23 protein-coding genes are annotated in these 25,077 nt (G+C 42.5%); 19 read left to right on the top strand and 4 right to left on the bottom strand.

All coding sequences use genetic code 11. The annotated features are described in order from the left end of the window. Positions 1 to 66: 66 nt before the first annotated feature. Together NST34_RS21045 and nagA are read left to right on the top strand one after the other, a co-directional pair. Positions 67 to 852, top strand: a complete 786-nt coding sequence (locus tag NST34_RS21045; RefSeq protein WP_081382852.1) for a DeoR/GlpR family DNA-binding transcription regulator — start codon at positions 67 to 69, stop codon at positions 850 to 852. A 23-nt stretch (positions 853 to 875) separates the two neighbouring features. Beyond that, positions 876 to 2,018 (top strand): N-acetylglucosamine-6-phosphate deacetylase, encoded by a 1,143-nt coding sequence (nagA, locus tag NST34_RS21040; protein WP_076286541.1) that lies wholly within the window; start codon positions 876 to 878, stop codon positions 2,016 to 2,018. Positions 2,019 to 2,045: 27 nt separating this feature from the next. On the opposite strand, the gene NST34_RS21035 is transcribed toward nagA, so the two are convergent. Further along, a complete protein-coding gene (locus tag NST34_RS21035; protein ID WP_076299332.1) occupies positions 2,046 to 2,819 on the bottom strand; it encodes an AraC family transcriptional regulator in 774 nt (257 codons plus the stop codon). An 18-nt stretch (positions 2,820 to 2,837) separates the two neighbouring features. Next, complete coding sequence (locus NST34_RS21030; RefSeq protein ID WP_076299331.1) at positions 2,838 to 3,419, bottom strand: LysE family translocator; 582 nt, start codon at positions 3,417 to 3,419, stop codon at positions 2,838 to 2,840. Between the two features lie 86 nt (positions 3,420 to 3,505). Between NST34_RS21030 and NST34_RS21025 the strand changes: the two genes are divergently transcribed. The 12 genes from NST34_RS21025 (at position 3,506) to NST34_RS20970 (ending at position 18,015) form a co-directional block, all read left to right on the top strand. Then, entirely contained in the window at positions 3,506 to 4,054 is a 549-nt protein-coding gene (locus tag NST34_RS21025) for a GNAT family N-acetyltransferase (protein WP_081393240.1), read from the top strand. A 141-nt stretch (positions 4,055 to 4,195) separates the two neighbouring features. Next, positions 4,196 to 5,200 carry a Gfo/Idh/MocA family protein gene (locus NST34_RS21020; protein ID WP_341128703.1) on the top strand — a complete coding sequence of 335 codons (1,005 nt, stop codon included), beginning with the start codon at positions 4,196 to 4,198 and terminating at the stop codon, positions 5,198 to 5,200. A 30-nt stretch (positions 5,201 to 5,230) separates the two neighbouring features. Then, positions 5,231 to 6,148 (top strand): helix-turn-helix domain-containing protein, encoded by a 918-nt coding sequence (locus tag NST34_RS21015; RefSeq protein WP_231573306.1) that lies wholly within the window; start codon positions 5,231 to 5,233, stop codon positions 6,146 to 6,148. Between the two features lie 17 nt (positions 6,149 to 6,165). Then, a complete protein-coding gene (locus NST34_RS21010; RefSeq protein ID WP_149646976.1) occupies positions 6,166 to 7,248 on the top strand; it encodes a Gfo/Idh/MocA family protein in 1,083 nt (360 codons plus the stop codon). 140 nt (positions 7,249 to 7,388) lie between these two features. Then, complete coding sequence (locus NST34_RS21005; protein WP_341128702.1) at positions 7,389 to 8,093, top strand: response regulator transcription factor; 705 nt, start codon at positions 7,389 to 7,391, stop codon at positions 8,091 to 8,093. A 3-nt stretch (positions 8,094 to 8,096) separates the two neighbouring features. Then, positions 8,097 to 9,479: a sensor histidine kinase gene (locus tag NST34_RS21000; RefSeq protein WP_076299328.1), complete on the top strand. Its 1,383-nt coding sequence runs from the start codon at positions 8,097 to 8,099 to the stop codon at positions 9,477 to 9,479. A 93-nt stretch (positions 9,480 to 9,572) separates the two neighbouring features. Further along, positions 9,573 to 10,106: a hypothetical protein gene (locus tag NST34_RS20995; protein WP_149646979.1), complete on the top strand. Its 534-nt coding sequence runs from the start codon at positions 9,573 to 9,575 to the stop codon at positions 10,104 to 10,106. 128 nt (positions 10,107 to 10,234) lie between these two features. Continuing rightward, the gene (locus NST34_RS20990) at positions 10,235 to 11,356 is read left to right on the top strand and encodes an FtsW/RodA/SpoVE family cell cycle protein (RefSeq protein ID WP_339265861.1); all 1,122 of its coding nucleotides are present in this window, start codon (positions 10,235 to 10,237) and stop codon (positions 11,354 to 11,356) included. Positions 11,357 to 11,386: 30 nt separating this feature from the next. Next, a complete protein-coding gene (locus tag NST34_RS20985) occupies positions 11,387 to 12,406 on the top strand; it encodes an LCP family protein (protein WP_341128701.1) in 1,020 nt (339 codons plus the stop codon). A 176-nt stretch (positions 12,407 to 12,582) separates the two neighbouring features. Then, entirely contained in the window at positions 12,583 to 13,758 is a 1,176-nt protein-coding gene (locus NST34_RS20980; RefSeq protein WP_341128700.1) for an MFS transporter, read from the top strand. A 218-nt stretch (positions 13,759 to 13,976) separates the two neighbouring features. Further along, the gene (locus NST34_RS20975; protein WP_341128699.1) at positions 13,977 to 17,153 is read left to right on the top strand and encodes a GNAT family N-acetyltransferase; all 3,177 of its coding nucleotides are present in this window, start codon (positions 13,977 to 13,979) and stop codon (positions 17,151 to 17,153) included. Next, positions 17,140 to 18,015 (top strand): amidohydrolase family protein, encoded by an 876-nt coding sequence (locus NST34_RS20970; RefSeq protein WP_076286532.1) that lies wholly within the window; start codon positions 17,140 to 17,142, stop codon positions 18,013 to 18,015. The genes NST34_RS20975 and NST34_RS20970 overlap by 14 nt, the downstream gene beginning before the upstream one ends. 130 nt (positions 18,016 to 18,145) lie before the next feature. Here NST34_RS20970 and NST34_RS20965 read toward each other — a convergent pair whose 3' ends face one another. Continuing rightward, positions 18,146 to 18,700 (bottom strand): helix-turn-helix domain-containing protein, encoded by a 555-nt coding sequence (locus NST34_RS20965; RefSeq protein WP_076299323.1) that lies wholly within the window; start codon positions 18,698 to 18,700, stop codon positions 18,146 to 18,148. Positions 18,701 to 18,824: 124 nt separating this feature from the next. Between NST34_RS20965 and NST34_RS20960 the strand changes: the two genes are divergently transcribed. From NST34_RS20960 to NST34_RS20950, 3 genes are all read left to right on the top strand, one after another. After that, a complete protein-coding gene (locus NST34_RS20960) occupies positions 18,825 to 19,406 on the top strand; it encodes a LysE family transporter (protein ID WP_341128698.1) in 582 nt (193 codons plus the stop codon). A 118-nt stretch (positions 19,407 to 19,524) separates the two neighbouring features. After that, the gene (locus tag NST34_RS20955) at positions 19,525 to 20,925 is read left to right on the top strand and encodes an ADP-ribosylglycohydrolase family protein (RefSeq protein ID WP_076286529.1); all 1,401 of its coding nucleotides are present in this window, start codon (positions 19,525 to 19,527) and stop codon (positions 20,923 to 20,925) included. Between the two features lie 28 nt (positions 20,926 to 20,953). Then, on the top strand, positions 20,954 to 21,817 hold the full coding sequence (locus NST34_RS20950; protein ID WP_341128697.1) for a CAP domain-containing protein: 864 nt from the start codon (positions 20,954 to 20,956) through the stop codon (positions 21,815 to 21,817). A 130-nt stretch (positions 21,818 to 21,947) separates the two neighbouring features. Here the strand turns inward: NST34_RS20950 and NST34_RS20945 are convergent, their stop codons facing one another. After that, positions 21,948 to 22,226, bottom strand: coding sequence for a hypothetical protein (locus NST34_RS20945; RefSeq protein ID WP_076286528.1), 279 nt, complete (start codon positions 22,224 to 22,226; stop codon positions 21,948 to 21,950). Positions 22,227 to 22,308: 82 nt separating this feature from the next. Between NST34_RS20945 and NST34_RS20940 the strand changes: the two genes are divergently transcribed. After that, on the top strand, positions 22,309 to 23,886 hold the full coding sequence (locus NST34_RS20940) for a spore germination protein (RefSeq protein ID WP_076286527.1): 1,578 nt from the start codon (positions 22,309 to 22,311) through the stop codon (positions 23,884 to 23,886). Continuing rightward, on the top strand, positions 23,876 to 25,057 hold the full coding sequence (locus tag NST34_RS20935; protein ID WP_076286526.1) for a Ger(x)C family spore germination protein: 1,182 nt from the start codon (positions 23,876 to 23,878) through the stop codon (positions 25,055 to 25,057). The genes NST34_RS20940 and NST34_RS20935 overlap by 11 nt, the downstream gene beginning before the upstream one ends. Positions 25,058 to 25,077 lie beyond the last annotated feature (20 nt).

The following is a 25,077-nucleotide window of genomic DNA, read 5'->3' as shown; positions in this document are numbered from 1 at the left end:
TTACTTATTTAATACTTGCAAATACTTACTTAATAACTTATGATGACTTTAGGAGGTGCATACATGATGTTTCAAGAGGAGAGATTGTTAAAAATACTCGAATATTTGAAACAACACCAATCGATGAGTGTTCAAGAGATCTGTACGCAATTTGATGTATCCAGAGATACCGCACGTAGGGATATTGTTAGATTAGTACAAGAAGGTGTTGTGATCCGAACGCATGGAGGGGTATCGTTACCTGAGTTACAAAAAGAATTGTTATCTTATCAGGATCGATTGATCGATGAATCTGAGAGTAAGCAGAGGATAGGGAAGGCTGCGGCGCAGCTTATCCAAGATCATGAGACTGTGATTTTAGATGTATCAACCACCGTGCAGTTTGTAGCAGAACAGATCAGCGCGAAGGATATTACGGTTGTCACGCACTCGATTGATAACGTTGGGATCTTGTCACAGCGGGAGGATCTGCAAATTTATGTTCTTGGTGGTTACTTGAATGTGAAAAACCGCTTGTTATATGGCCCTTCTATTATCGATAAACTTAGTGAAATCCGTGCTGATAAAGCCTTTATTGGAGCATCCGCGATCCGTGCTGATGGACTCTATTATCCATATGAAGAAGATGTGCGGGTGAAGAGAGAAATGGCCCGAAGATCAGATCAAGTCATCTTAGTGGCTGATCACACCAAATTTATTGGCAAATCATTTTTCCGTCTAGACTTTGAGTTCGTTGACATTCTAATTACCGATCGGGAACTCCCCAGTGAGATCAGAGAAATTCTAGATCAGAAGAACATCACAGTGATTGAATGTCCAGAAGAAACTGAAGAGGCTCGAGAGCAAGACTGATAACAAAATCGAGGAGGATATTTATGTCTTATATTCTGCAAAATGTACAAGTGGCGCTTCAGAATCGTATTGTCCCAGCGGCTAATGTGTGGATTTCTGAAGGGAAAATTATAAAGATAGATACAGAGGATCTTTCGATTCCAGAGGGACAACATGAACGGATTGACGGTGGTGGCCATTTATTAGTACCCGGGATGATAGATGTTCATATTCATGGCGCCAATGGCTTCGATATGATGGACGGTACGGAAAAGAGTATTCAAGAGGTCTCAAGTGCTTGTGCTTCATCTGGCTGTACCTCATTTTTGGCTACCTCTGTGAGTTCTACGCTAGAAGATCTTTTAGAAATGATTCGTAGTGTCAAGCGTGTGATCGGACATGAAGTGGGCGCAAAGATCGCAGGTATTCATTTAGAAGGACCTTACTTGAACCCGAAGCGAAAAGGAATGCAGAACGAAAAGTATCTACGCCATCCCAACTTAGAGGAAATGAACCTGATTTTTGAAGAAGCGGGTTCACTCATTAAGATGGTTACAATCGCTCCGGAGTTGCCGGGAGGGATGGAGCTCATTTCCTTTTTGAAAGAAAAGGGTGTAGTTATAGCCATCGCTCATTCAGATGCCACATATGAAGAAGCTAAACAAGCCTTTGCGTCGGGGGCAAGTCATGTTACGCATTGTTTTAATGGCATGCGTCCTATCCATCATCGAGATCCAGGGGTAATTGTGGCTGCTTTTGAAGAGAAGCATGTAAGTCTTCAAGCGATTGTGGACAACGTCCATCTGCATCCTGCAATTATTCGATTAATGCATACCTTGAAAGGACCAGAAGGAATGGTCTTGATTACAGATGCACTGCAAGCTATGGGATTAGGTGATGGGGATTATATGTTTGGAGGCCATCATGTTACGGTATCCGAGGGGGTAGCGAGACTGAAGGATGGAACGCTAGCTTCAAGCACAGTGACTATGAATGAAGCCTTACGTTATACTGTCGAAACTGGAATTCCATTGGTAGACGCCGTAAAGATGGCTTCAACTACGCCGGCCAATATTCTTGGACTTCAACAAAAGGGGACAATAACATCCGGCTTTGATGCTGATCTGGTCCTCTTGGATGATGAATTTAAAGTGTGCTGGACAATGGTGGATGGTCAAATTTTATAAATCATGATGAATACAGGTTACTTCTGCTCAATGCAGTTGTAACCTGTATTCATGTGCGGTTATGCCAAACACGCTTTTAAAATGCCGGTTCAAATGAGTTAAATCCACAAATCCACAATCTACTACAGCGGCATAGATATCCTTAGTTTTCTCAATGGACTGCTTGGCATGCTCTACCTTGCAATTCAAGAAGAATTGATAAGGTGATATTCCTGTATGTGTCTTAAACTCTCGGATAAATTGATATTTGGAAAGTCCAAACTCTTTACAGAGATCATCTAGTTTTAGTACATGTTCTAAACTGCAGTACATCATTTCCTTTGCTTTTTTGACAAATTTATTATTTATCCTGTGCTCTGTAACTAGTTCAGTATTAGATACTACATGAACCAGGTTTAACAACAGCTCACTGCACAAGGACTCCTCTTTGCCATTCTGGATGGCATGACTTAGCGCTAATATGCACTGTGCCAATTTGTCATCGTATAGAATGGGAGAGGCGAAGCGAAGTTCTTTTTTTCCAAGTATCTCTTGTATCAAGGTTGGTTTGATATATAGCATGACATAATCAATACCTGCTTTATCATATGAATTGCCATCATGCGTTTGCTCTCGATTAAATAGCATTACGCCATTTTTATGAGAGGATTGCAAGCTACCATCAAGGTTATATTGCTGAATGCCACGTAAGGTGACACCGATTGCGTATTCCTCATGGCAATGTTTTTTATAAGTGAAATCACTCATGCTAGCTGACAATGTTAGGATATCTGCTGACTTTTTATAGTTGAATTTCTCCACGCTCTTAACCTCCACGACTTATAGGATTCCCGATATCATAATGGCAGAGTATACTAAAAATAGTGCCATCAGAGTATTTAGAACTTTTTGGTGATTTTGCAGAAATGCTCTGAAGATTGCCCCAAATACAACCCATGTCGTAAAAGCAAAAAATCCGATCACAGTTATAATTATAACAAACATAAATAAGGTGAGAGAAGAAGTATAGAATGGCATTACATAGCTGGGAATGACTGTTAAAGTAAATAAGAGCACTTTAGGATTCACAAGTTGCATAAGTAAACCCGACCGAAAATTGGCATTTGGATTAGGCTTGTCTTCCATTGCACCCATTTTAAAGATTTTATAAGCAAGATAGAGCATATATATACTTCCGACGACTTGCATAATGATCAGGATATTTGGGATGACCTCCACCAGAACACGATTCATCAAGGTAGAAAGGATAAGCAATAGACCAAAAGCCATCGTAGCCCCGTATACATACCGCATGGTTTTCTTAGCCCCTGAATGTTGCACGGAAGAAAGAATAACAATATTGGCAGGACCGGGTGAACATGTAACTACAATGCAATAGAGAAGAAAGGAAATTATATTCATGATGACCTCCAGTAAAAGTTGTCTTATGAATATAAACCTCATAACTTGATTGTTTATAGTACATTATTGCAGAGGAGATCAACATAATGAATGAGACAAAACATTTAACTATTAGTACACTCACTGAGGGCGATTATGTATCTACATGCCGGGTATTTGAAGAATCAATATCGGATGCCTTTAACAAAGAAGGATTAGGTCACTTACTAGAGGATATACAAAGTGAAACCGATCATAAAAAGCAAAAGGCGCTATCTTCACTGGAAAAGGCAAACTCGGATATTTATTTCTTTACCGCTAAAATCAATGGGAAGGTTGTGGGTACGATTTCCTATGGTCCCTGTGGTGAGACTATTCAAATCTGTGCAGAACATCAGTTGGATCATTTGGGGGAATTGGGGAGTTTATACGTGTTGCCAAGCTATCAGGGGCAAGGGATTGGTTCGGCATTAATTAAGAAAATGATGATATTTCTAAACGAACAAGGGATCGAGCAATTTTGTTTGGACAGTGGCTATAAACGTGCACAAATCAAGTGGAAGCGTAAATTTGGGGAGCCTTATAAGGTAGTAAAAGATTATTGGGGACCCGATTCCGATCATATGGTTTGGTTGTGTAATGTAAGAAGTGATTAAATGGAAATTGTACATCATATGAAACGATAGCGTCGTAATATTATATATATAATGTCGCATTTTCCTACTAATAAAGGGTTTTGTTCTGTGATATTTTATTAGTAGATGTCAGAATAACATATATACGGGAGGCACAAGCAAATGACGATTAGAATTGGTAAGATTAGCTATTGGCATGTACATGCTTGGGACTATACGAAGCAAGCTCAAGAACATGAGGATACTGTATTGGCTGCAGTTTGGGATGAAGATGCAGAGCGTGGGAAAAAAGCTGCCGAAAGCTTAAATGTTCCTTTTTTCGAATCACTGGATGACCTGCTTGCGCAAGAGGATATAGATGCCGTCATAGTGGATGCGCCGACCAATGTGCACAGAGATGTAATTGTTGCTGCGGCTAAAGCGGGCAAACATATTTTTACGGAAAAAGTAATTGCCCCCACACATAAAGAAGTTGAAGAGATCATAAGCGCAGTGGAAGAGAACGAGGTGAAGCTGACCGTATCCTTGCCACGTCTAAATGATGGATACGCATTAACGATTCAAGAAGTTCTAAGTCAAGAACTGCTCGGAGAGATTACTTACGTTAGAGTTCGCTTATCTCATAATGGGGCTACAGAAAACTGGCTTCCCGATCATTTCTATAGCTTGGAACAATGTGGTGGCGGAGCTTTGATTGATCTAGGCTGTCATCCTATGTATTTGACGAAGCTTTTCTTAGGTCAAGATGTGACCGGTGTAAGTGCTAATTTTGGTTATGTAACGGGCAAGGAAGTAGAAGATAATGCAGTGGTAACATTATTTACAGATTCAGGAGCAATTGGTGTGGTCGAGGCTGGTTTCGTGAATAGTCATTCGCCGTTTACCATCGAGGTACATGGAACCGAGGGGACTCTTCTTTACGGAACACCAGAGGATAAGCTTCTTCTTAGAAGTAACAAATCCGCTGACAAAGAGGAAGGATGGAAAGAAGTAGCGCTACATGATAATCGTGAAAGCGCATTCCATCAGTGGGTTAATCATATCCAAAAGGATACTTTCGCCACCGAGAATGTTCAAATTGCTGTGGAGCTTACGAGATTAATGGAGGCGGCGAATCGTTCTGCTAAAGAAGCTCGTATGATTCGGTTAGCAGATCTAGACGCTTAACCGGTCTCCACCTGTTAGGAGGATTTAACATTGAGTAACTTTCCCTATGAGATGATGTTTGAGAAGCATGATATGCTCGAAAGATTGGATATTTCAATCCAATGGGGACATTACGAGATAACAGTTCTTAGATTTCATTTGACCTCTTTTCCGCCGGGAAGAGTCATAGATTTCCATAATCATTCTGAATTCGAATTTCATTTTATTCCAAGAGGAAAGGGAGAAGTGACTCTTGGCGATTTAAAATACCCCTTGTCTGAGGGAATGTTTTATTTAACCGGACCGGGTGTCATGCACCGCCAAGAGGCGGATCCAGATGATTCTATGGAAGAACTGTGTCTACATGTGGACATCAAAGAGAAGATCAGAGAGGAGGTTGATCCTTGGGAGGTTGCGGAGGCTGAGACCTGTGTTCAGAAGCTAAAGCAGCTACCACTAGTTCCAGCGCAAGATTATCACAGCGCTATGAAATGTTTTCTTGAAGCCTATGAAGCTTGTGAAGGTAAACTAACGGGATATTACACTTCCATTAAACATCTCGTAATCAGCATTTTATTAAAGGCAGTAAGAGCGTATGATGCAGGTGGAATTCGAACAGAAGCACCTGTTAGAGATATGTCAACTTATCGGTACCAATACGCCATTCAATATATGGAAGCTAATTATTCAGGAGCTGTTACCTTGGAGAATGTTGCTGAAAAGCTGAATATTAGTTCAAGGCAGCTGCAGCGAGTGTTTAAACAAGTTAACGCCGATCAATCTTTCAGTAGGGCGCTTGAGGATATAAGGTTGAAAGCGGTCTGCCGTAAGCTTGAAGAAAGCAATTGTCCGATCGAACAAATCGCTCAAACGGAAGGGTTTACGAATGCTACATATTTGCATATTGTCTTCCGCAAGCGGTTAGGCATGACTCCAGCAACTTATCGAAATACAAAACAAACTAATTAGAAGTGAGGGTGAAAGATATGAGTAAAGTGTTTCGCGTAGGAATTATTGGATGTGGTGGAATTGCGAATGGCAAGCATCTTCCAAGTTTGAGCAAGCAAAGTAAAGTGGAGATCGTAGCTTTTTGTGACATTATTAAAGAACGTGCTGAAGAAGCAGCGGAGAAATACGGTACTAGCGAAGCTGCTGTATATACGGATTACACAGAACTATTAAAAGATCATTCGATTGATATTATTCATGTGCTAACGCCGAATGACGCTCATGCTGAGATCTCAATTGCAGCCCTTGAAGCAGGAAAACATGTTATGTGCGAAAAACCAATGGCCAAGACGGCAGCAGATGCCAAACGAATGGTGGAAGCAGCGAAACGTACAGGCAAGAAACTAACCATTGGATATGACAACCGCTACAGAGAAGACAGCTTATATTTGAAAAAAGCATGTGAGTCCGGGGAGCTTGGTCATATCTATTTTGCAAAAGCACATGCCATCAGACGGAGAGCGGTACCGACATGGGGAGTATTCCTCGATGAAGAGAAGCAAGGTGGAGGACCTCTGATCGATATCGGAACCCATGCGCTGGATCTAACGCTGTGGATGATGGATAACTATAAACCAAAAGTTGTGCTGGGCACCAAATATCATGAACTCTCACAAAAAGAAGAAGCCGCCAACGCCTGGGGACCTTGGGACCCTAAAAAGTTCACCGTGGAGGACTCAGCCTTTGGGATGGTCGTAATGGAGAATGGCGCCACAATTATGCTGGAAGCGAGCTGGGCACTCAATTCTCTGGATGTGCATGAAGCGAAATGCAGCTTGAGCGGAACTGAAGCAGGCGCAGATATGAAGGACGGACTTAGAATTAATGGAGAGAAATTCAGCAAGCTGTACACCAATAAAATTGAGCTTGGGGCAGGCGGCGTTGCTTACTATGAAGGAAAAGCAGAAAGTGCACCTGACATCGAATTAAGAAAGTGGATCGAGGCTATTGAACAGGATAAAGACCCGGTTGTAACACCTGAACAGGCTTATGTTGTTTCGCAAATATTAGAAGCGATTTATGAATCTGCACAAACGGGTAAGGCTGTGTATTTGGATTAGATTTTTGACAAGCATAGCGATATAGAGTAATATCCACTTGTGATTTAATTACAGGGATCTGAGACAAGACTCTCTCTTTACTGGGAGAGTTTTTTTGTTTTTTTTGCATGTTTGAATACTGGGTTATAGGGGTGAAGAGCATGAACACTGTAGAACGCAATCAAGTACTTATTGTGGAAGATGACGATAATATTAGACGGTTTATAGCTATCAATTTAACGAATAATGGGTTTGTGGTTAGTGAGGCTGCTTGTGGAGAAGCAGCATTGCAGAGCTTTGAGACGAACCGGCCAGATGTTATTGTTCTGGACATCATGTTGCCGGATTTAAATGGGTTTGAGATCTGCCGGAAGCTAAGAGAGCAGGATCCTGGGGTCATTATCATTTTTTTAACAGCACGAGGACAAGATCTGGATAAAATCAATGGCCTTGAAATTGGTGCCGACGATTACATTGTGAAACCTTTTAATCCATTAGAACTGGTGGCACGGATCAAAGCGATATTGCGTCGTACAGAAACAGCTTTAAAACCGCAAAAAACTATCCTTCAAGCTGGACCGATTCGCCTGGATTTGAACTCGAACAAGATGTTTAAGCACGATGACATTATTGAATTAACCCCGAAGGAATTCCAGTTGATAAAGACCTTTTTAGAGCATCCGGATACAGCACTATCTAGGAATGAATTAATGAACCTGGTCTGGGGTGAGGATTTTATTGGTGATCCGAAGACAGTAGATGTTCACGTGCGTAAGCTAAGAGAGAAGATTGAAGAGGATGCCTCTAACCCGCATTGGATTGAGACTGTATGGGGGCTCGGATACCGCTTTAGAAAGGATGGTTGAAGAATGGGTATTCAGAAAAGATTAGTAGGAAGCTATTTTGTAGTGATCTGTCTTACTGTGCTCATTCTTGAGATTATTCTTAATTTATCTGTACGTTATTATTATTTTCATAATATAGAGCAAACCCTGATGAATCAAGCAGAACTGTCGGCTTCTTTTTATCAGCAATATTTTAGCGACGAGGATTTAGAGGAACAATCGGATAGGTTGTTAAAGGGCTTTGCAAGCCATTCCGATGCACAGGTACAGATTATTAATGCTGAAGGTCGGCTGCTGCAGGATTCTAATGGAATCCAAGGCGATTTTACGATGACAGATAATATGGATGTGCAAGCAGCCATAAAAGGGCAGCCCGGCAGTTGGAAGGGTGAGGACCCTGTAACCGAAGAAGTTATTTTTACGGTATCCTATCCTTTACAAGCCAAAGGTAACATCGTTGGGGAAGTAAGGTTTGTTACCTCCTTAACGGAAACGATACATACAGTTAATCAAATTGCGGTTTTGCTGATCGGGATAGGTTTGCTCGTGATTGGTATTGTCACCTTGCTTGGATTATTACTATCTTGGACCATAACCAGATCCATTAAAGATCTGAAACAGGCAGCAGACCAAATGTCCGAAGGAGATTTCAGCATAAGAGTACAAAAGCGTTATCAAGACGAGCTTGGTTCCTTGGCAGATACATTGAATATGATGGCCAGTCGAATCTCGAAAAGTGAACAGCTTAAGAATGATTTTATCGCATCCGTATCCCATGAACTGCGTACGCCATTGACCTCTATCAAAGGCTGGGTAATCACCTTGAAGGCGGGTGGGAAGAGTAACCAGGCTCTGTTTCATGATGGGCTAGATATCATTGAATCTGAAAGTGACAGGTTAACTCATATGGTGGATGAATTATTGGATTTCTCCAAATTGGATAACGGAAGAATCGCAATTCACCTCACGACTGTGGATCTAACAGAGCTGTTGCAGCATATTGGCAGACAACTCACCCCTAGAGCAACCCGACAAGACATCTTGCTTCAAGTGAAAATAGAAGAGAATCTGCCTGTCATTCAAGCTGACGAGAATCGTGTGAAGCAAGTCATGATTAATCTCATTGATAATTCGCTCAAATTTACTAGTTCCTCAGGTCGAATTCTTATAACTGCCCATACAGTTCCAGGGAAAGTTGTAATTACAGTTGAGGATACTGGGTCAGGCATCGCAGAAGCGGATTTAGAGAATGTGCGGCGAAAATTCTACAAAGGGGATCATCAGGCGTCAGGCAGCGGTTTGGGACTGTCCATCTCGGAACAAATTATCGCATTACATAATGGAGAGCTGCGAATAAGCAGCGTTTTGGGCAAAGGAACGATTGTCCAATTCGACTTGCCGATATAAATAGAGCTCAAATTTAACTATTTCATAACCACTTTCATCTCTTTCACAGATAAAATACTATATATGCGGACAAGCGAGGAGTCGATGATCCAAATGCCGAGCAAATTCATAACAATAGGTGCTATGTTAACAACGATACTTTTGCTCGGAGGATGCGGAGTGCCGGCGACACCAGGAGAGCTCATTAAGCCTCCATCATCAGAAGCAAGCCTGCAGCGAGACAAAACGAGCCAGGAATTTATCAAATGGCTTCCCGACAAAGCTCAATTGATAACTCCGTTGGATGGACAAGAGGATAATGCTATCTCCTTTGGGGATATGGATGGAGACGGTATCGACGAAGCTGTAGTTGTATATGAGTACAGCAAAAACAAAGGTTCTTCTATAAAAGCAATGCTGCTTAGGCAGGAAAATGAAGCGTGGCAAAAGATTTCGGAGGTTGAGGGGTTTGGGTATGGTCTGGATTATGCCGGATTCTATGATGTCGATGATGATGGCCATAACGAACTCGCGCTGGGCTGGTCATTGGGCGAGGCGGGGAACGGACTGGATATTTATACGCTGAGTGAAGATAAATTAAAGCTGTTATCGAAGAAGGCGTATCAGGACAAATTTGATCTGAGATAATCATTCCACTTTATAATCCGCTGCACTTCAGCTTCATCTTGAAACAAGATGTATTAGTGCTCAGGCGGATTATTTATGATGCTCATTTTACAACAAGAAAAATACAGAAATTAAATAGAGGTTGTATCATGTTTCTCACCACCAAAATTGCAAAGCTGGACAGATCCGTACTTTTTCTCGTAACATGCCTAGTTGGTATTGGTACTGTTGCTATTTATGGCGCGACTACGGATACACGGTTAGATGGTCTTTACATCAGTTCGTTGTATTTATTTGCTTTATTTTGCATACCCATGTTATTCATCGCATTGGTAGATTATAAGATTCTATTAGGCTGGTTAGCGTATCTCTTTTATAGTGTGGGTATTGGTCTACTTGTGCTAGTCAAGCTGGTTGGAGAAAACCTCAATGGTGCCGTGCGTTGGTTAAGTATTGGAAGCTTTCAGCTCCAGCCCTCCGAACTGGCAAAAATATGTACGGTGCTGCTCATTGCTCATCTATTGGGTAAACGAGAAGGACAGCAGCTTCGCTTTTTTCAAGATTTAGTGCCGGTTTGTTTCGTTTTTTTTATTCCTTTTATTTTGATCATGGATCAACCCGATTTGGGTACAGCGCTCGTTTTTGCGGGCATATTGCTTAGTATGCTTTGGATAGGAAACATCCGTGCTCTATATATGATCTTGATCCTCGGTGTGGTGATCATTTCGATTGGCACGATACTATGGCTCTATTATGCCAACTTCGATTTGTTATCCAAGATTGTCGAGCCCCATCAATTGTCACGAATTCAGGCTTTTTTGGACCCGCAGAGTGATCCCGATAAATCTTGGCATGTCAAAAACGCAATGATAGCCATTGGCTCCGGTGGATTATCGGGTAGTGAAGGTATTTTTTTGCGAAAAGGATATATTCCATACGCGTATTCCGATTCGATCTATGTAGTCATCGGTGCAAAATACGGTTTTATAGGTTCATCCATTTTGCTGATGCTATATTTATTGCTCGTCTATCGAATGATCTTTATCGCACTCGAAAGCAGGGACCGTGCAGGGGCATATGTTGTCACCGGGTTTATCGCCATGATTATCTTTCAAGTTTCTGTTAACCTTGGAATGCATCTTGGATTGCTGCCCCTGACGGGGATATCCTTGCCGTTTATTAGTTATGGAGGTAGCTCGTTACTTACTAATATGATTGCGATTGGCATAGTGCTAAGTGTGAAAGTCCATAAGGATGAAAGCACGGATTGAAAAAGCTACTGGAACTGAGTGGAGGGAATTATGACTAACAAACGCAAGTGGACAACAACTCGTAAAATTCTGACGAGCATTGGACTTGTCTTAGGCGCAACGATTATCGGAATTGGAGTATATGCAGGGTATTTATACAAAAAGACGGATAACGCGATAGAGCGCATGGCTGCTCCAGTCAACGTCCAGCCAACCGCTGCCCCAGAGGAAAAAAAGGAGACGGTATCGGTTGAACCTATGATTTTTCTGCTTGCCGGGGTAGATAGTCGGGACGGTGGTGGTGGGGTAATGAATACCGATGTGCTAATGCTTGTCAGCTTCAATCCTGACACGAAGTCGACGAGTTTCTTATCTATACCGAGGGATTTGTTGCTAAAACCTAAATCGTTGCCCTCTCGCAAAGCTAATTATTATTATGCTTACCATTACATAAAAGATAAAACTGAAGCTATCCCTAATACAAAAGAGTTTTTCAGCAATTTACTAGGTCTGCCAATTGATCACATGGTCGTAGTGAATTTTGATGTGCTGAAGGAGACGGTTGACTTGCTTGGCGGGCTAACCATTGATGTCGATATGGATATGAAGTATATCGATTCGGCAGATGGAACGAACATCAACTTAAAGAAGGGCTTGCAGAAGCTGGATGGCAAACATGTGCTTGATTTTGTGCGTTACCGCAAATCGAATCAAGGAACGGCTGAATCCTCCGATTTTCAGCGCAATGATCGACAGCAGCAAGTAATTAAGCAGATTCTGGATAAGCTAGGGAATTTCCAAGGCGTGTCCCAATGGGGGAAGGTATTGGACATCATCGGTGAAAATGTGAAGACAGATATTCCACAAGCGGATCTCCAGCAATGGTTGTTGAACTTCCCTAAACTCAAACCAGATCATATCAATTCCTTACATGTGGAATCTCTTTGGAAGAGTCCATACGTGTATGTGAATAAAGAGGATCTTAAACAAGCACTTACTACTCTGAGTACGGAAGCGGGCGTTAGCTCCGAAAGTTCATTGCACCTGGAGAATATTGGGACGGTAGATTGAAAGGCTATCACTTAAACTGCTCTAAGGAGCAGTTTTTTTGTGTCCAGTAATAATCCCGATAACCAGTAAAGTAATCCGCCAACGGGTAGAGGCCTGACTTCCAGGCGTAGTACCATGAACACAGCGATTATGAGTCGTATATTGTTTAGGTTTACTTGAGAGGAGAAGGGAATTTCATGAAATACAGACTGGGTATTATGTTTCTAATCGTACTTACAGGGATGATATCGATAGCCGCATTTAATCCGATTATTGGCCCGCTTGCTCGAAATTTGGGACTTAGTGATTTTCAATCAGGATGTTTGGTATCGGTAGCGGGACTTTGCTGGCTGCTCGGAGGATATTTCTGGGAAAAACAAACATTCATGAGCCGAAAATGGCTGCTCGCTTCGATTATGTTCATCTACATGGCAACACTAGTCATTTTTGCACTGCTGGCTGATTATGCAGTACATGCTGAGAGTAAAACAAGCCTATTTTGGAGTTTCTTTATACTTCGCGCAATCGCCGGTTTTTTCTTTGGAGGTATTCCGGCATTAGCACAAGCATATGTTATGGGCTGGAGTACAAAAGAGACCCGTACTCAGGGAATGGCATTATTCGGTGCAGCCAATGGACTTGGCTTCGTAGTAGGACCTGCAATGAGCGGAGGAATGGCTTCGCTGGGACTCACCTCACCAATGTACGCCGCAGCCATATTATTATTCACCTTGGCTATTTTATTTCTAGTGTTTATTCCTAAAGAAAAGAATATCGAGATCGAACGGCAGGCGATTTCACTTTCACCCAATGACAAACGGATACGCCTCTATTTATGGATTGGGCTATTGCTATCTTTTGCTCTGAATATTGTGCAGGTTACTATCGGATTTTTTGTGCAAGACAGCCTTGGATACAGTACCCAGCAAGCCACTCAGTTAATTGGAACGGGTCTGGCTATCTCGGGAGTAATGGTGGTACTCTCGCAAATTGTGATCAGCAAATATCTCAAATGGCATCCTAAAAAAGTGCTACTCGTAGGGCTATTATTTGTGGCTTTGGGTCTGCTAGGCTTATTATTGTTTATCAGATTTGCTTATGTGGACTTTACATTCTTGGGAATTGGCATCGGCTTTACATTGCTTGGCTACAGTGCGGGTGCTTCAATGGCGGTTCAAGACCATGAACAAAGAAGCGTTGCTTCCTTTATTGCGGCCCTTCAAGGTGGAGGATCATTCATAGGTCCAGTTATAGGCACAGCTTTATACACCGCGAATATGGCACTTCCTTATTCTTTCTGCGTGTTGTTGATTGGTATTGTAGGTATCGCGAATTTGAAAAACAGATCAACGGATCATGTGGAGAGTTGTTAAATAGAACTGCTCATAGAGTAGATTCGAAGCTGTCGAGGGAGTCTCGACAGCTTTTTTATTCTGCAGCTTTCTGCTGGCAGTGGCTTTATGTAGAAAATAAGGAGAAAGAGTTTTTTACCTCGTAACAGCCTTCCAATTAATAGTATAATAAGAACTCGTAGGAGTTATTTGAATAAAGTTGTATACATACTCTATTTGAGGAAGAAGGAGCTGAGAGCATGACTGTTAAGACTACAGCGGAACAAATCCGCATTATAGAATATGATCCTTCTTACGCTAAGGCGGTTGCAGAAATGTGGAACCGTAGCAACGAAAGCTGGGGTGGAGGCACCAATCAGAGAACAGAGGATACAGTGCGCCGCGAGATGGAAATCTCGTCCAATCTGAATGTGTTTCTCGCCGTTGATGGTGAGGAAGTGGTTGGCTTCTGCAGCTTTGCCCATTACCGTCAAGACGAAGGAGCTTTGTATGTTCCGTTGTTGAATGTACGACCTGATTATCACGGATACAAGGTAGGTCGTAATCTGATTTTGAACGCTGTTCGTACAACAATTGAAGCGGGCTGGCCACGTCTTGATCTGTTTACTTGGGCAGGCAATACGAAGGCCGTACCGATGTATAAGAAATGTGGATTCTTTTGGGAAAAAAATGAGGATTACGTTCATCTGATGAACTTTATTCCGACGGTTCTGCAGACGGAAGCACTCGCTCCTTATTTTGAACAGCTGGATTGGTATGCAGACAGTACCCGTGAACTGCCCATTCAGCCGGATGGCCGCCGGGAGCGTGGTTTTGATTTCTTCGATTACACTTGGCAAAAGGGAGAACTCTCCTTACGTGCAGAATTCGAGAAGACCGGTCGCGGCCTGACGGCTCTTGATACACCTGACTATGAAATCTCCACGGAGATTGACGATCACGATCTTGTATTCGGTTCCACCTACAAGATTCGCTATCACATCAAGAATCGTTCGGCGTCTGATCTGGCTATTGAGATCAAAGGCCAAAATGACAAAAATATTCGTTTTGCCTTGTCTGCTGCACCAACACTCGCGCCAGGAGAAACACTTATCGTAGAAGGTGAGTTCGAGCTTGATCCGATTCGTGAAGAGCAAAACGACAAGAAGACTCACCCCGTGGTTATGAGCAAATGGATCATCGGTGGCAAGCGCGCTGAGTTCCGCATAGGTGTTGCTCCTAAATTCCCGCTGAAAATGATGATGGAGTTGCCAACACGTGAGCTGTATCCGGGTCTTCACGCTGAGTTATATTTGAACGTTGAGAATAATTTTGCAGCGGAAGCGGAATTTTCTTTTGATTTGCCAGAGGAAGAATTTTTGACGTGGGCGGATCGGGCAGTAAGCTTCTCGGTTCCAGCTAAAAGTAAGGCTTCCATCCGAGTCCCCTTTACCCTAAATTCATATGGCCTTTATTCACGGGATATTGAGGTGACGGCCGTTCCGGCTGGAGAGAAGGCAGTGTCCTTTATCAGCAAATTATCCGTGCTAATGAAAGGAACACATGGCCGCTTCGGTGGGGAAAACGGGGATCAGTGGGTGGCTGTAAACGGCGCCTATTCCGTACATCTTAATAATAACGACAATGGGATGTGGATTGAATATCCCGGATCGAGCCATAATTTCTGGTTAACCCATCCGAAGTTAGGTAAACCATTCGCCGAAGAATTCTCGAAGAAACAGGCTAAAGAAGTAAAGATCTATTCCGAAGGAGAGGGCCAAGTTCTAGAGACCCTTTATGAATCGGATGAATTCCCGGGTCTGGAGATAAAAAGAGTGGCTAAGCTTTTTGCAAACGGAATCGCTGAGTTTTATAGCGAGGTACGCAATACTAGTAACCAAACGTTGGAAGAGGATATGTATCTGCTAACGAATTTCGGATTTTTTGGCAAACGGCTCATCCTGCCTTATCAGGGGCATTACGTAGATATGGGCGATGCTTATTCGGGTGATCCGAGTTATTGGGACAGCGCTCAAATTACGGAAAATTGGTTGTTTAGCAAGGAAGAAAATGTCACATGCGGCGTTTGCTGGGACCCTTCGCTGAAGCTGCTTCGTCCGGAGTATCCACTTGGACTGGAGCATAATCTTGGTCAAATCTCTGCTGGAGATGTCGTACGAACAAAGACACTGGTGTTTGCTCTAAACACCTTCCTGAAGTGGTCGGATTTCCGCACCTTTGCACGGAAGCAGCTGGATCCGATCACACCGGTGTTGGATGATCATCTTGAATTAACGCTCGGCGGTGGAAATCCGTTTGCGGCGGGGGCGCTTCATGCGGAGTTCATCGAACGAAAGATGACTCCGCTTAATGGAAGTCTCGAGCTGTATGTACTAACGGATAGAGGAGAGGAGCAGGAAGTCGCTGAGATGGAGCTGCAAAGAGAGCAGAATCTGCACTCCGCGGGCTTTGAGCTTTCACCTGAGGAAGCAGAATCTTCTTCAGAATACAGCCAATCAGGACAGAAGGTTCGAGTCGTCTATCGTGGAGAGGATCGTATTCAAGAGCGAACAGGCCTCTGGTTCCCTCAAACGGAAACAGCAGCCGTTATCTGTGATATAGAAGAGGGACCAGCGGGTCCTATTTACACTGTGAGTAACGGAGTACTTTCTATTGCAGCTACTCCTGATTTCGGCAGTGTTGTGCACTCCCTGAAGCACCATGGAGAAGAATGGTTGGATAGCTCCTACCCGGAAGCAGCACCACGTTCCTGGTGGAATCCTTGGCATGGTGGACTCGGTGTAGGTATTTCAGGCATAGGTGGATTTAGTCGTTTGGAGGAGCCAAGAAGCGCAGCTTGGACCGAGCAAATGGATGTTCAGGGCAATGTATGGAAAGGATTACGTATCACTACTTCAATCGAGAAGCAGGAAAAGAACCGAGGGATTGTTGTTAATCAGCATTACCTTATGCTCCCCGGCGTCCCTGTGCTCTGTGTGTTGCATTCGGTGACTAATGACAGCGGAATGACCTTGCCGAATTATTCGTTGTCGGAGGAGAATTATATCAAACCTTCGCCAGTCTATGCCGAAGGATGGATGGAATTCTCCAAGGAGGGCAAGTTCTTATTAGGAACGGTTGAAACCTATCTTGAGGCCAAGGGACTATTGCGAATTGGTGCATCTTCGCGTAAGGATATGCTGCATATGGTGAGCAGTCACCCGAATCAGAGTGCCTCGGCGTATGTGAACAATAAGGTATTTAATCACGGGGTGCATCATCATCTTCCGCTTCTAAATGGAGAAACCGTTTGGACACAGCCCTCCTTCCTGATCATGGGAGAACTCGCTCTGAATTCAGAGGATGTCCGCAGTCTTTTGAAGCTGACCTTTGCTAGACCTACTGACGAAAAGGAGATCTTAAATGCCGATCATTGATATTCACATTCATCTGTCGGACATCGACAGCTTTCATCAAACAGCACTGGATCTCTCCAAAGTCGATTACACTGCTGCCGGGCTCAAAGCGGAGTTTGATAAGAACGACGTTGTTCTCGGCATTGGAATGGGGGTCACGGAACAGACGAAGGGAGCTTTCCCTGACTCTACTTCCCCTAATCCGATGAGCCTTGACTTGGAGGATACTGTGCCGCCTTTCTTAATGGAATGCGTGGGGATCAATCCGAACATGCTCGGAGGAAAGGATGCACAAGAGGAACTGGATCGAATTGAGGCACGGCTGCAAGCGCCCGAGGTAGCTGGTATTAAGCTCTATGCCGGGTACTATCATCATTACGTTTATGACAAAATCTATTCGCCGATCTATGAGCTGGCAGCAAAGTATGGCACGCCTGTGGTCATTCATACCGGTGATACGTACTCGATGAATGGATTGCTAAAATATGCACATCCACTTACCGTGGATGAATTAGCGTTTCAACGACGTGATGTGAATTTTATGATCTGCCATCTTGGCGATCCGTGGGTGATGGATGCCGCCGAAGTGGTGGCCAAAAATCCAAACGTCTATGCCGATTTGTCCGGTCTTGTAGTCGGTGATCGGCCTCATTTTGAACGGTTCATGAATGAACCTCTGTTCATGGATCATTTTCGCCGGGCGCTGGTGTATTCCGACCACTATGAGAAAATGTTGTTCGGCACGGATTGGCCACTCGCTCCTATTGACCTGTATGCGGAATTTGTCCGCCGACTTGTCCCTGAGCAGCACCACGAAAAAGTATTTTACGAGAATGCCTTCGCCTTATTTCCACGCATCCAGCAGCGGATTGCGGCGCTCTAAGCATTACGAACAAGCCATCCTTTAGTTCTTCTAAAGGATGGCTTGTTTTTTGTAAAAGGATATTAACTCATCTAGCAACCCTATCATAGAGAACGTAGTCCCAAGTCTCAAGTGCCTTGGGATTTTTTTGCTAAGAGGGGTAGTATAAAATCATGCTTAACCGGGTTATTGTTTGTCCTGGATTATGATATACATGGGGTTTGTCTGCGAGGAATGTGATAGAATCACCTGATTTCAAGAGGTATTCATTGTTATTGACACGGAAAGACAATTCTCCGTCAAACACGGTGATTAATTCTTCGGTACCTTCCATATGAGAATTGGCATCAAGGTATCCACCCTTGTCTATCTCCACGGTATAACCTTCAAACCGTTTACTTTCTTCAAATGGAAAAGATAGATACACTCGATATTTTCCGTTATCTTCAAGCAGTGGCTGAATGTCACTTCTTAAGATTACTCTTGTGTCAGGCTTTGGGTAATCTATCAGCGCAGAAAATGAAATTTTTAAGCCATTGGCGATTTTCCAAAGGGTTGTAATGGTTGGTGTCGATTCGCCTCTTTCGATTTGACCAATCATTGTTTTGCTGACTCCTGTTAATTCCGCAACCTTTTCCAGGCTTAACTCTTTACTTTTTCTTATCTTTTTTATATTTTCCGCAATAATTAGATTTATTTCTTCCACTGTAATTACTCCTGTCTCCATTTACTTTATAACGATCGTGATATACAATAAAACGCACGAATGTACGTTATAACGTCTGATGGATACATTATAGCATACAAGTTGGAAGGGGAGATATAATTTAGTGTTTGTTTCTTTGTTTTTATATGCATTTGTTGCAAGTTTTACTCCAGGACCCAATAACATTATGGCAATGGGTTTTGCAAACCAAGTTGGGCTCAAAAAATCAATGAAATTTTGTTTAGGAGTGGGTACAGGATTTTTTATAATCATATTGTTATGCTCCTACTTTAATCTACTTTTGAATAATCTTCTTCCACAAATTAAATCTATTATGGCTGTAATAGGCGGAGTCTACATGCTGTATTTAGCAGTTAAAATGATTACAAGTAAACAACCAGAAAGTGATGCAGCTGGAGATAAACACAATAGCTTTATTGCGGGAATGCTTTTACAATTTATCAATCCAAAAGGGATATTATATGGGATCACAGTTACATCAACATTTATCCTTACCTATCCTTCTTCCTCTTTTAGATTATTGAGTTATTCTTTAATTCTTGCTTTCATCGGTTATATGGGCACTTTTTGTTGGTGTTTGTGTGGTTCTCTTTTCAAAAAAATGATATCTAAATATAGAAGTCAATTTAATGTACTGATGGGACTGTTGTTAGTGTATTGTGCAGTTTCGATAGTGTTGGGATGAAGGATTATTAAGGGAAAATCAATATTCGACCAATACTTTTTTGTCTAGTTATTTTTTACTTCTAAAGCTTATGATATTGATGTATTGTGGATAGATACGAGGACAAAGGAGATGCAATATGCTACCATCACTCACATTTCTTAAACTTCAATTAGAGGGAGTTCTGCGTAATAAATTCGAGCAGGGGCATCAAACCTCCGGTTATTTAGCTAAGTTGGAAAAGCTCCCTGCAAGCTATGATGCCTATCTAGAATTCGCCCATAGCTTGGCTGTCATTCCAATGAGGGACAACTGGCCTTACTATGAGCCAAACGATTTAGATGAGATATGGCGGGAATGTGATCCGGCTCGACCTCTAGGTCAGGTCGGGATTTTGAATCTGAAGGATAGCTCAAAGCGTGTAGAGGCAGGTTTCCTTGCTTCAGTCTGTGGCTCAATGCTAGGCAAACCGATAGAGGTAAACCCCAGCTTGTTGGAATTACGTCAAGCGTTAACTTCTGTAGGGGAATGGCCACTGAATGATTACATTTCTGAAGAAACTCTCCATGCGCTGGATCGTCGTCATTGGTCTTGGTTTGAGACGACACGGGGGCGAATTCGTTATGTGGCACCTGATGATGATATCAATTACACATTAATGGGAATGATGGTGCTAGAACAATTCGGTGATGGTTTTACGAAAAGAAATTTAAGGGATTTATGGTTAAATCACCTTCCGATAAGTACAACTTGGGGGCCGGAAAGAGCTATTTTGATGCGATCAGGGATTAGCTATTTGGAGCATGATAAGGAACTATTCAATCATTCTGAAATAGAGGCTTGGCCTGATTTTATGGTGCAGGGAACGGAACTATGCGGTGCGGCGATTCGTGCAGATGCTTACGGATATGCCTGTCCTGGTCAACCTGCTCTGGCTGCTGAGTTAGCTTGGCGGGATGCAAGTTTTACTCATCGCCGGACCGGCATTTACTCCACGATGTTCATTGCTGCTGCGATTGCTGTTGCTCACGTGCAGCGCGATCCCATTGAAATAATCAATACGGCTCTGCAATTCGTACCTAAAAGAAGCCGATTCTACGAGATTACTAAAGATTGCCTTGAGATGGTAGCGAATGCAGATGACTGGCTGGAAGCGTATCAGAGCATTAACCATAAGTATGCGAATTATTGTCACTGTGATGTTTATCAGGAAATAGGCACCTTAATTAATACCCTGCGTTTTGCAGACAATGTTGGTGATGGAATATGCAAGCAGGTGATGCAAGGCAACGATACGGATAGCTTTGGAGCAACGGCTGGCTCTCTGCTTGGGGTTTATTTCGGTCCTGATCACTTAGAATCAAGGTGGCTTAAACCTTTTCAAGATCGGATTCATACGGGGCTTTCTAATTTTCATGAGCAAAGTCTTTCTTGTTTAGCGGAACGGATGGGGCGTTTACCAGAGCTGCTGCAAACCGGTCGATATCAAGTTCAGCCTAGTGAGCTCTATGTGAGCAAGAATACGGATCTCGATACATAATAAGCTTACAAAAAGTCCACAGCAACAAATGTTGCTGGTGGATTTTTTTGCTTTTTATTTTTTTGAATTAGAGATGAATAATTCAATCGTGCTTTACAAAAACTTTATTCGATTAAGTCACTACTTTGCCAAATCAGGAGGGGTCGTTATTAAACCATTTATCGTAATAGTAGCGCTATTGCTCGTTACAGCTTGTTCGGGTAATCAATCTGCCAACAACCAAATGACTACTCAACAAACGAAGGTTGGACATCATGCTGGCAAAACAGCTACAACAACAACCTTAACTCAAGCGTCTTCTATTTCCACAGAGAATGCTAGGAAATCAACGATTAATGCTAAACAAGTACCCGGCGATGTAACGAAATGGCTGGATGGGTTTATCCGCACTACTCCACCTACAGGTGGTACAACAGGGGATCAAACCACTTATCCGCAAACTTCCGCTAAGCCACAGTATTCTGCTAATCCGCAACAATCGGCCAACCCACAATATTCTGCTAATCCGCAAACCTCCACCAATGCATCGGCATCAGTGCAGAAAGTGTTGGAACTGGTAAACAAAGAAAGAACAAACGCAGGCTTGAAACCCCTTAGTTTGAATAGTGAGCTGTCGAAAATGGCTTTGGCTAAAGCGCAGGATATGTCCGACAACAATTATTTTGACCATCAGTCACCAACCTACGGATCTCCGTTCGACATGATGAAGGCATTTGGGATCTCCTATAATACAGCAGGGGAAAATATCGCCAAAGGCCAGTCGAGCCCGGAAGAAGTAATGAATCAATGGATGAACAGCCCTGGTCACCGTGCCAACATTCTGAATAGTTCCTTTACTGAAATTGGAATAGGTTACTATAACAGTGAGTGGGTTCAAGAATTTATTGGTTAGTGTGATCAGCAATCTAAACGTCACATATTAAAAGCTAATTTTAAAACCCATGTCATCAGACATGGGTTTTATTTTTATAAAGGAGGGTAGTTAATTCCACATATGGCTGGAAGATCGAAATCGATGATCACTATTTCGTCTGGGTTTTGTCGACATGCTCGGATGGTTGACCTTGCGATGATGGAGATTGCTGTGGCAGCCATTTTTGTACCAGTGGCCACATTAAATAAGTTATTGTGCCTACAATCAAGAAATTAAAGATGATGAGTTCTGAGGTACTCATGACGCGAAAAGAGGCCATTAGATTACGAAATGTTTCTTGTATGTTAAAGAGTGAAATGAAGTCAAGCAGAAAGGTCAGTGCTATTACTAAGATTAATAAGAGTATAGTTACGACGAATATTTTCATACTACTTCCCTGCCTTCATTGTTAATCTTCCAATAATATTTGCTGTTAATGGGTAGAATAATCACGCAAAGAGCAGCAAATAATGGAGAGAAAGGTGAAGGGCATGGCAGAGGATGGCAATGCAAGTAGCAAAAGTGCTGGAAGCAATCCACAATGGACCGTCCCTTCAATTCCGATTGATTCAACAGAATTAAGAGTCAATTTAGAGCAGATTCGCCAAAAGACAGGGAATAGTGGAGATATAATTATTCGAGAATTTACGATTGGGGGCTCGGAGGAGGAGCTTCAAGCCGCAATTATTTATGTGGATGGCATTGTTAACAATACAACCATTAATCAATTTGTCATGGAAGTCTTGCTGAACGTCATGCTGAGTAATGAACAAAGGACATTAAATGATCTGGTCCAAGTAATCACTGATAAAATTGTTCCAATCGGTGGTCTGAAGACGCTTGTTCAATGGGATGAACTCTATGATGCTCTGTTGTGGGGGCAGACTATTTTATTAATTGATGGATCGAATGAAGCCCTAGCGATTGCTACATCGGGCGGTGAAGTCCGCGCTATAGATGAGCCCGGTACGGATACTTCTATTCGAGGATCTCGTGAAGGGTTTGTTGAAAGCTTAACGACAAATATTTCGATGGTTCGGCGTCGCATAAGAAATCCTAATTTATGGCTGGAATCGATGACATTAGGTCAAGTTACACATACCAGGATAGGGATCATGTACATAAATGGGATCGCGGATGATAGCATTGTTGAAGAGGCGAAGCGACGTCTCCGCAAGATCAAATTGGATAGCATTCTGGAATCAGGATATATTGAGAAAATGATAGAAGATCAGAGTTTTACTCCGTTTCCAACGGTCCTACCTACAGAACGCCCAGATACCGTCGCTGCTAATCTTTTAGAAGGAAAAATTGCAATTATGGTGGATGGAACGCCCTTTATGCTAATCATCCCAGCCGTTTTTAATCAATTCTTTCAAATTACAGAGGATTCTTATCATCGGTATGATATCAGTGTTGCATTGCGGCTGTTACGAATCGTAATGTTCATCATTTCGATGATTGGACCTTCTTTCTATATTGCAGCAACAACCTTTCATCAAGAAATGATACCAACGCAGTTAGTGATTTCGCTTGTTTCACAGCTAGAAGCAACGCCATTTACCGCGTTTGTTGAGGCGCTATTAATGGAGGTTATTTTTGAAATTCTGCGTGAAGCGGGTGTTCGTATGCCAAAAGCAATTGGATCAGCAGTATCCATCGTTGGAGCACTTGTCATTGGGCAGGCAGCTGTACAAGCAGGTTTAGTGTCAACGGCAATGGTTATTGTTGTTTCACTTACAGCTATCTCTAGTCTAGCGACGCCTGTTTTCTCAATTGCTGTATCCGCGAGATTGTTACGTTTTCTCCTCATGATCAGTGCAGCAACGTTCGGTTTCTTTGGAATGATTCTTACCTTGATTATGATCATTGCACATATGTGTAGTTTACGTTCATTTGGTGTACCTTACATGGCTCCTTATAGTCCAATGATGCATGTAAAGAATAGTCAGATTCATGCACCTTTACCGATTTGGATGAGACATTTGATTCCAAAATTGATGAAGAAGCCTACAACAGAGCAAGTGGGTGATCAAGATGGGACGTAGAATGGCACGGTTTTGTTTGTCGATGGTTATGATTGCTCTCCTTACGGGTTGCTGGGATAGTCGAGAGTTAACGGATATCGGTTTTGTGGTTGCGATGGCGATTGATAAAGGAGAAAAAAAGAACATTAGGGTTACGGTTCAGATCGTGAATCCTGTAAATGTCTCAAGTACACAAGGAGGAGGTAGCCCAATGCCTTTACCTCCAACCACATATTCAGCAGAAGGAAATAATGTATTTGATGCCACTCGCGTTCTCTCACAAAAACTTTCTAGGCAATTGCATTATGGTCATGCGATAGTTCTCTTGGTAGGTGAAGAATTAGCTACAACACAAGGGATAAAGAAGCTTTTTGACGGCATTGAGCGGGATAGTGAGTTTCGTCCTTCCGCTACAATGGTTATCGCGAGGGGAACGACAGGAGAAGAAATCATTAAACAACGAACGAGTCTCGATAATTCACCTGCCATTAAAATTAAGAAAATGGTAGCTGAAACCGAGAAAGCCTTTGGTGAAAATATCGATGAGAAAATATACCAAGTCATTCAAGCCATCGTCTCATCTGGTAAAGAACCTACGATTACTGGCATTCAACTCGATTCTACAAATAAAGAAGACAAATTAATGGCTAATGGGATTGCTACTTTTAAAGATGGGAAATTAATGAGGTGGTTAGACGGAAATGAAAGCCGTGGATTCTTATGGGTGTTAGGCAGAGTTAATTCGACATTGTTAACCATGGATTGGAATGGTCAGCCACATACAATCGGGATCGAGAATATACGAACCAAATCATCATTTCATTCAAGCTTTGATAAATCCGGTAAACCAATTATTGAGGTGAAGATTGGCGCGGATGCAAATATTGGTGAGGTTGATGTCCCAATTGATGTAACTAACCCGAAATTGTTCTTGCAAATTGAGCGCCTGTACATGCAAGCCGTTCATGATGAAGCGGTAGCCACGATTAAATTAATGCAACAGCAAAAGTCGGACATTTTTGGATTTGGAGAAGTGGTGCATCGTGATCACCCTAAGCAATGGAGAACGTTAAAGCGGGATTGGAACGATGTGACCTTTCCCACCATTGAAGTAAAAGTGAAAGTGGAGGCTTATTTGCGTAATACTGGGTTGCGTAATAGAACCATAATGGAAAGTATCGATAATAGCTGATAAATGAATTGTTCATAGAG

It is taken from the genome of Paenibacillus sp. FSL H7-0714 (assembly GCF_038003765.1).
Classification (GTDB): Bacteria; Bacillota; Bacilli; order Paenibacillales; family Paenibacillaceae; genus Paenibacillus_AQ.
This window is presented reverse-complemented; position numbering and strand designations above follow the sequence as displayed.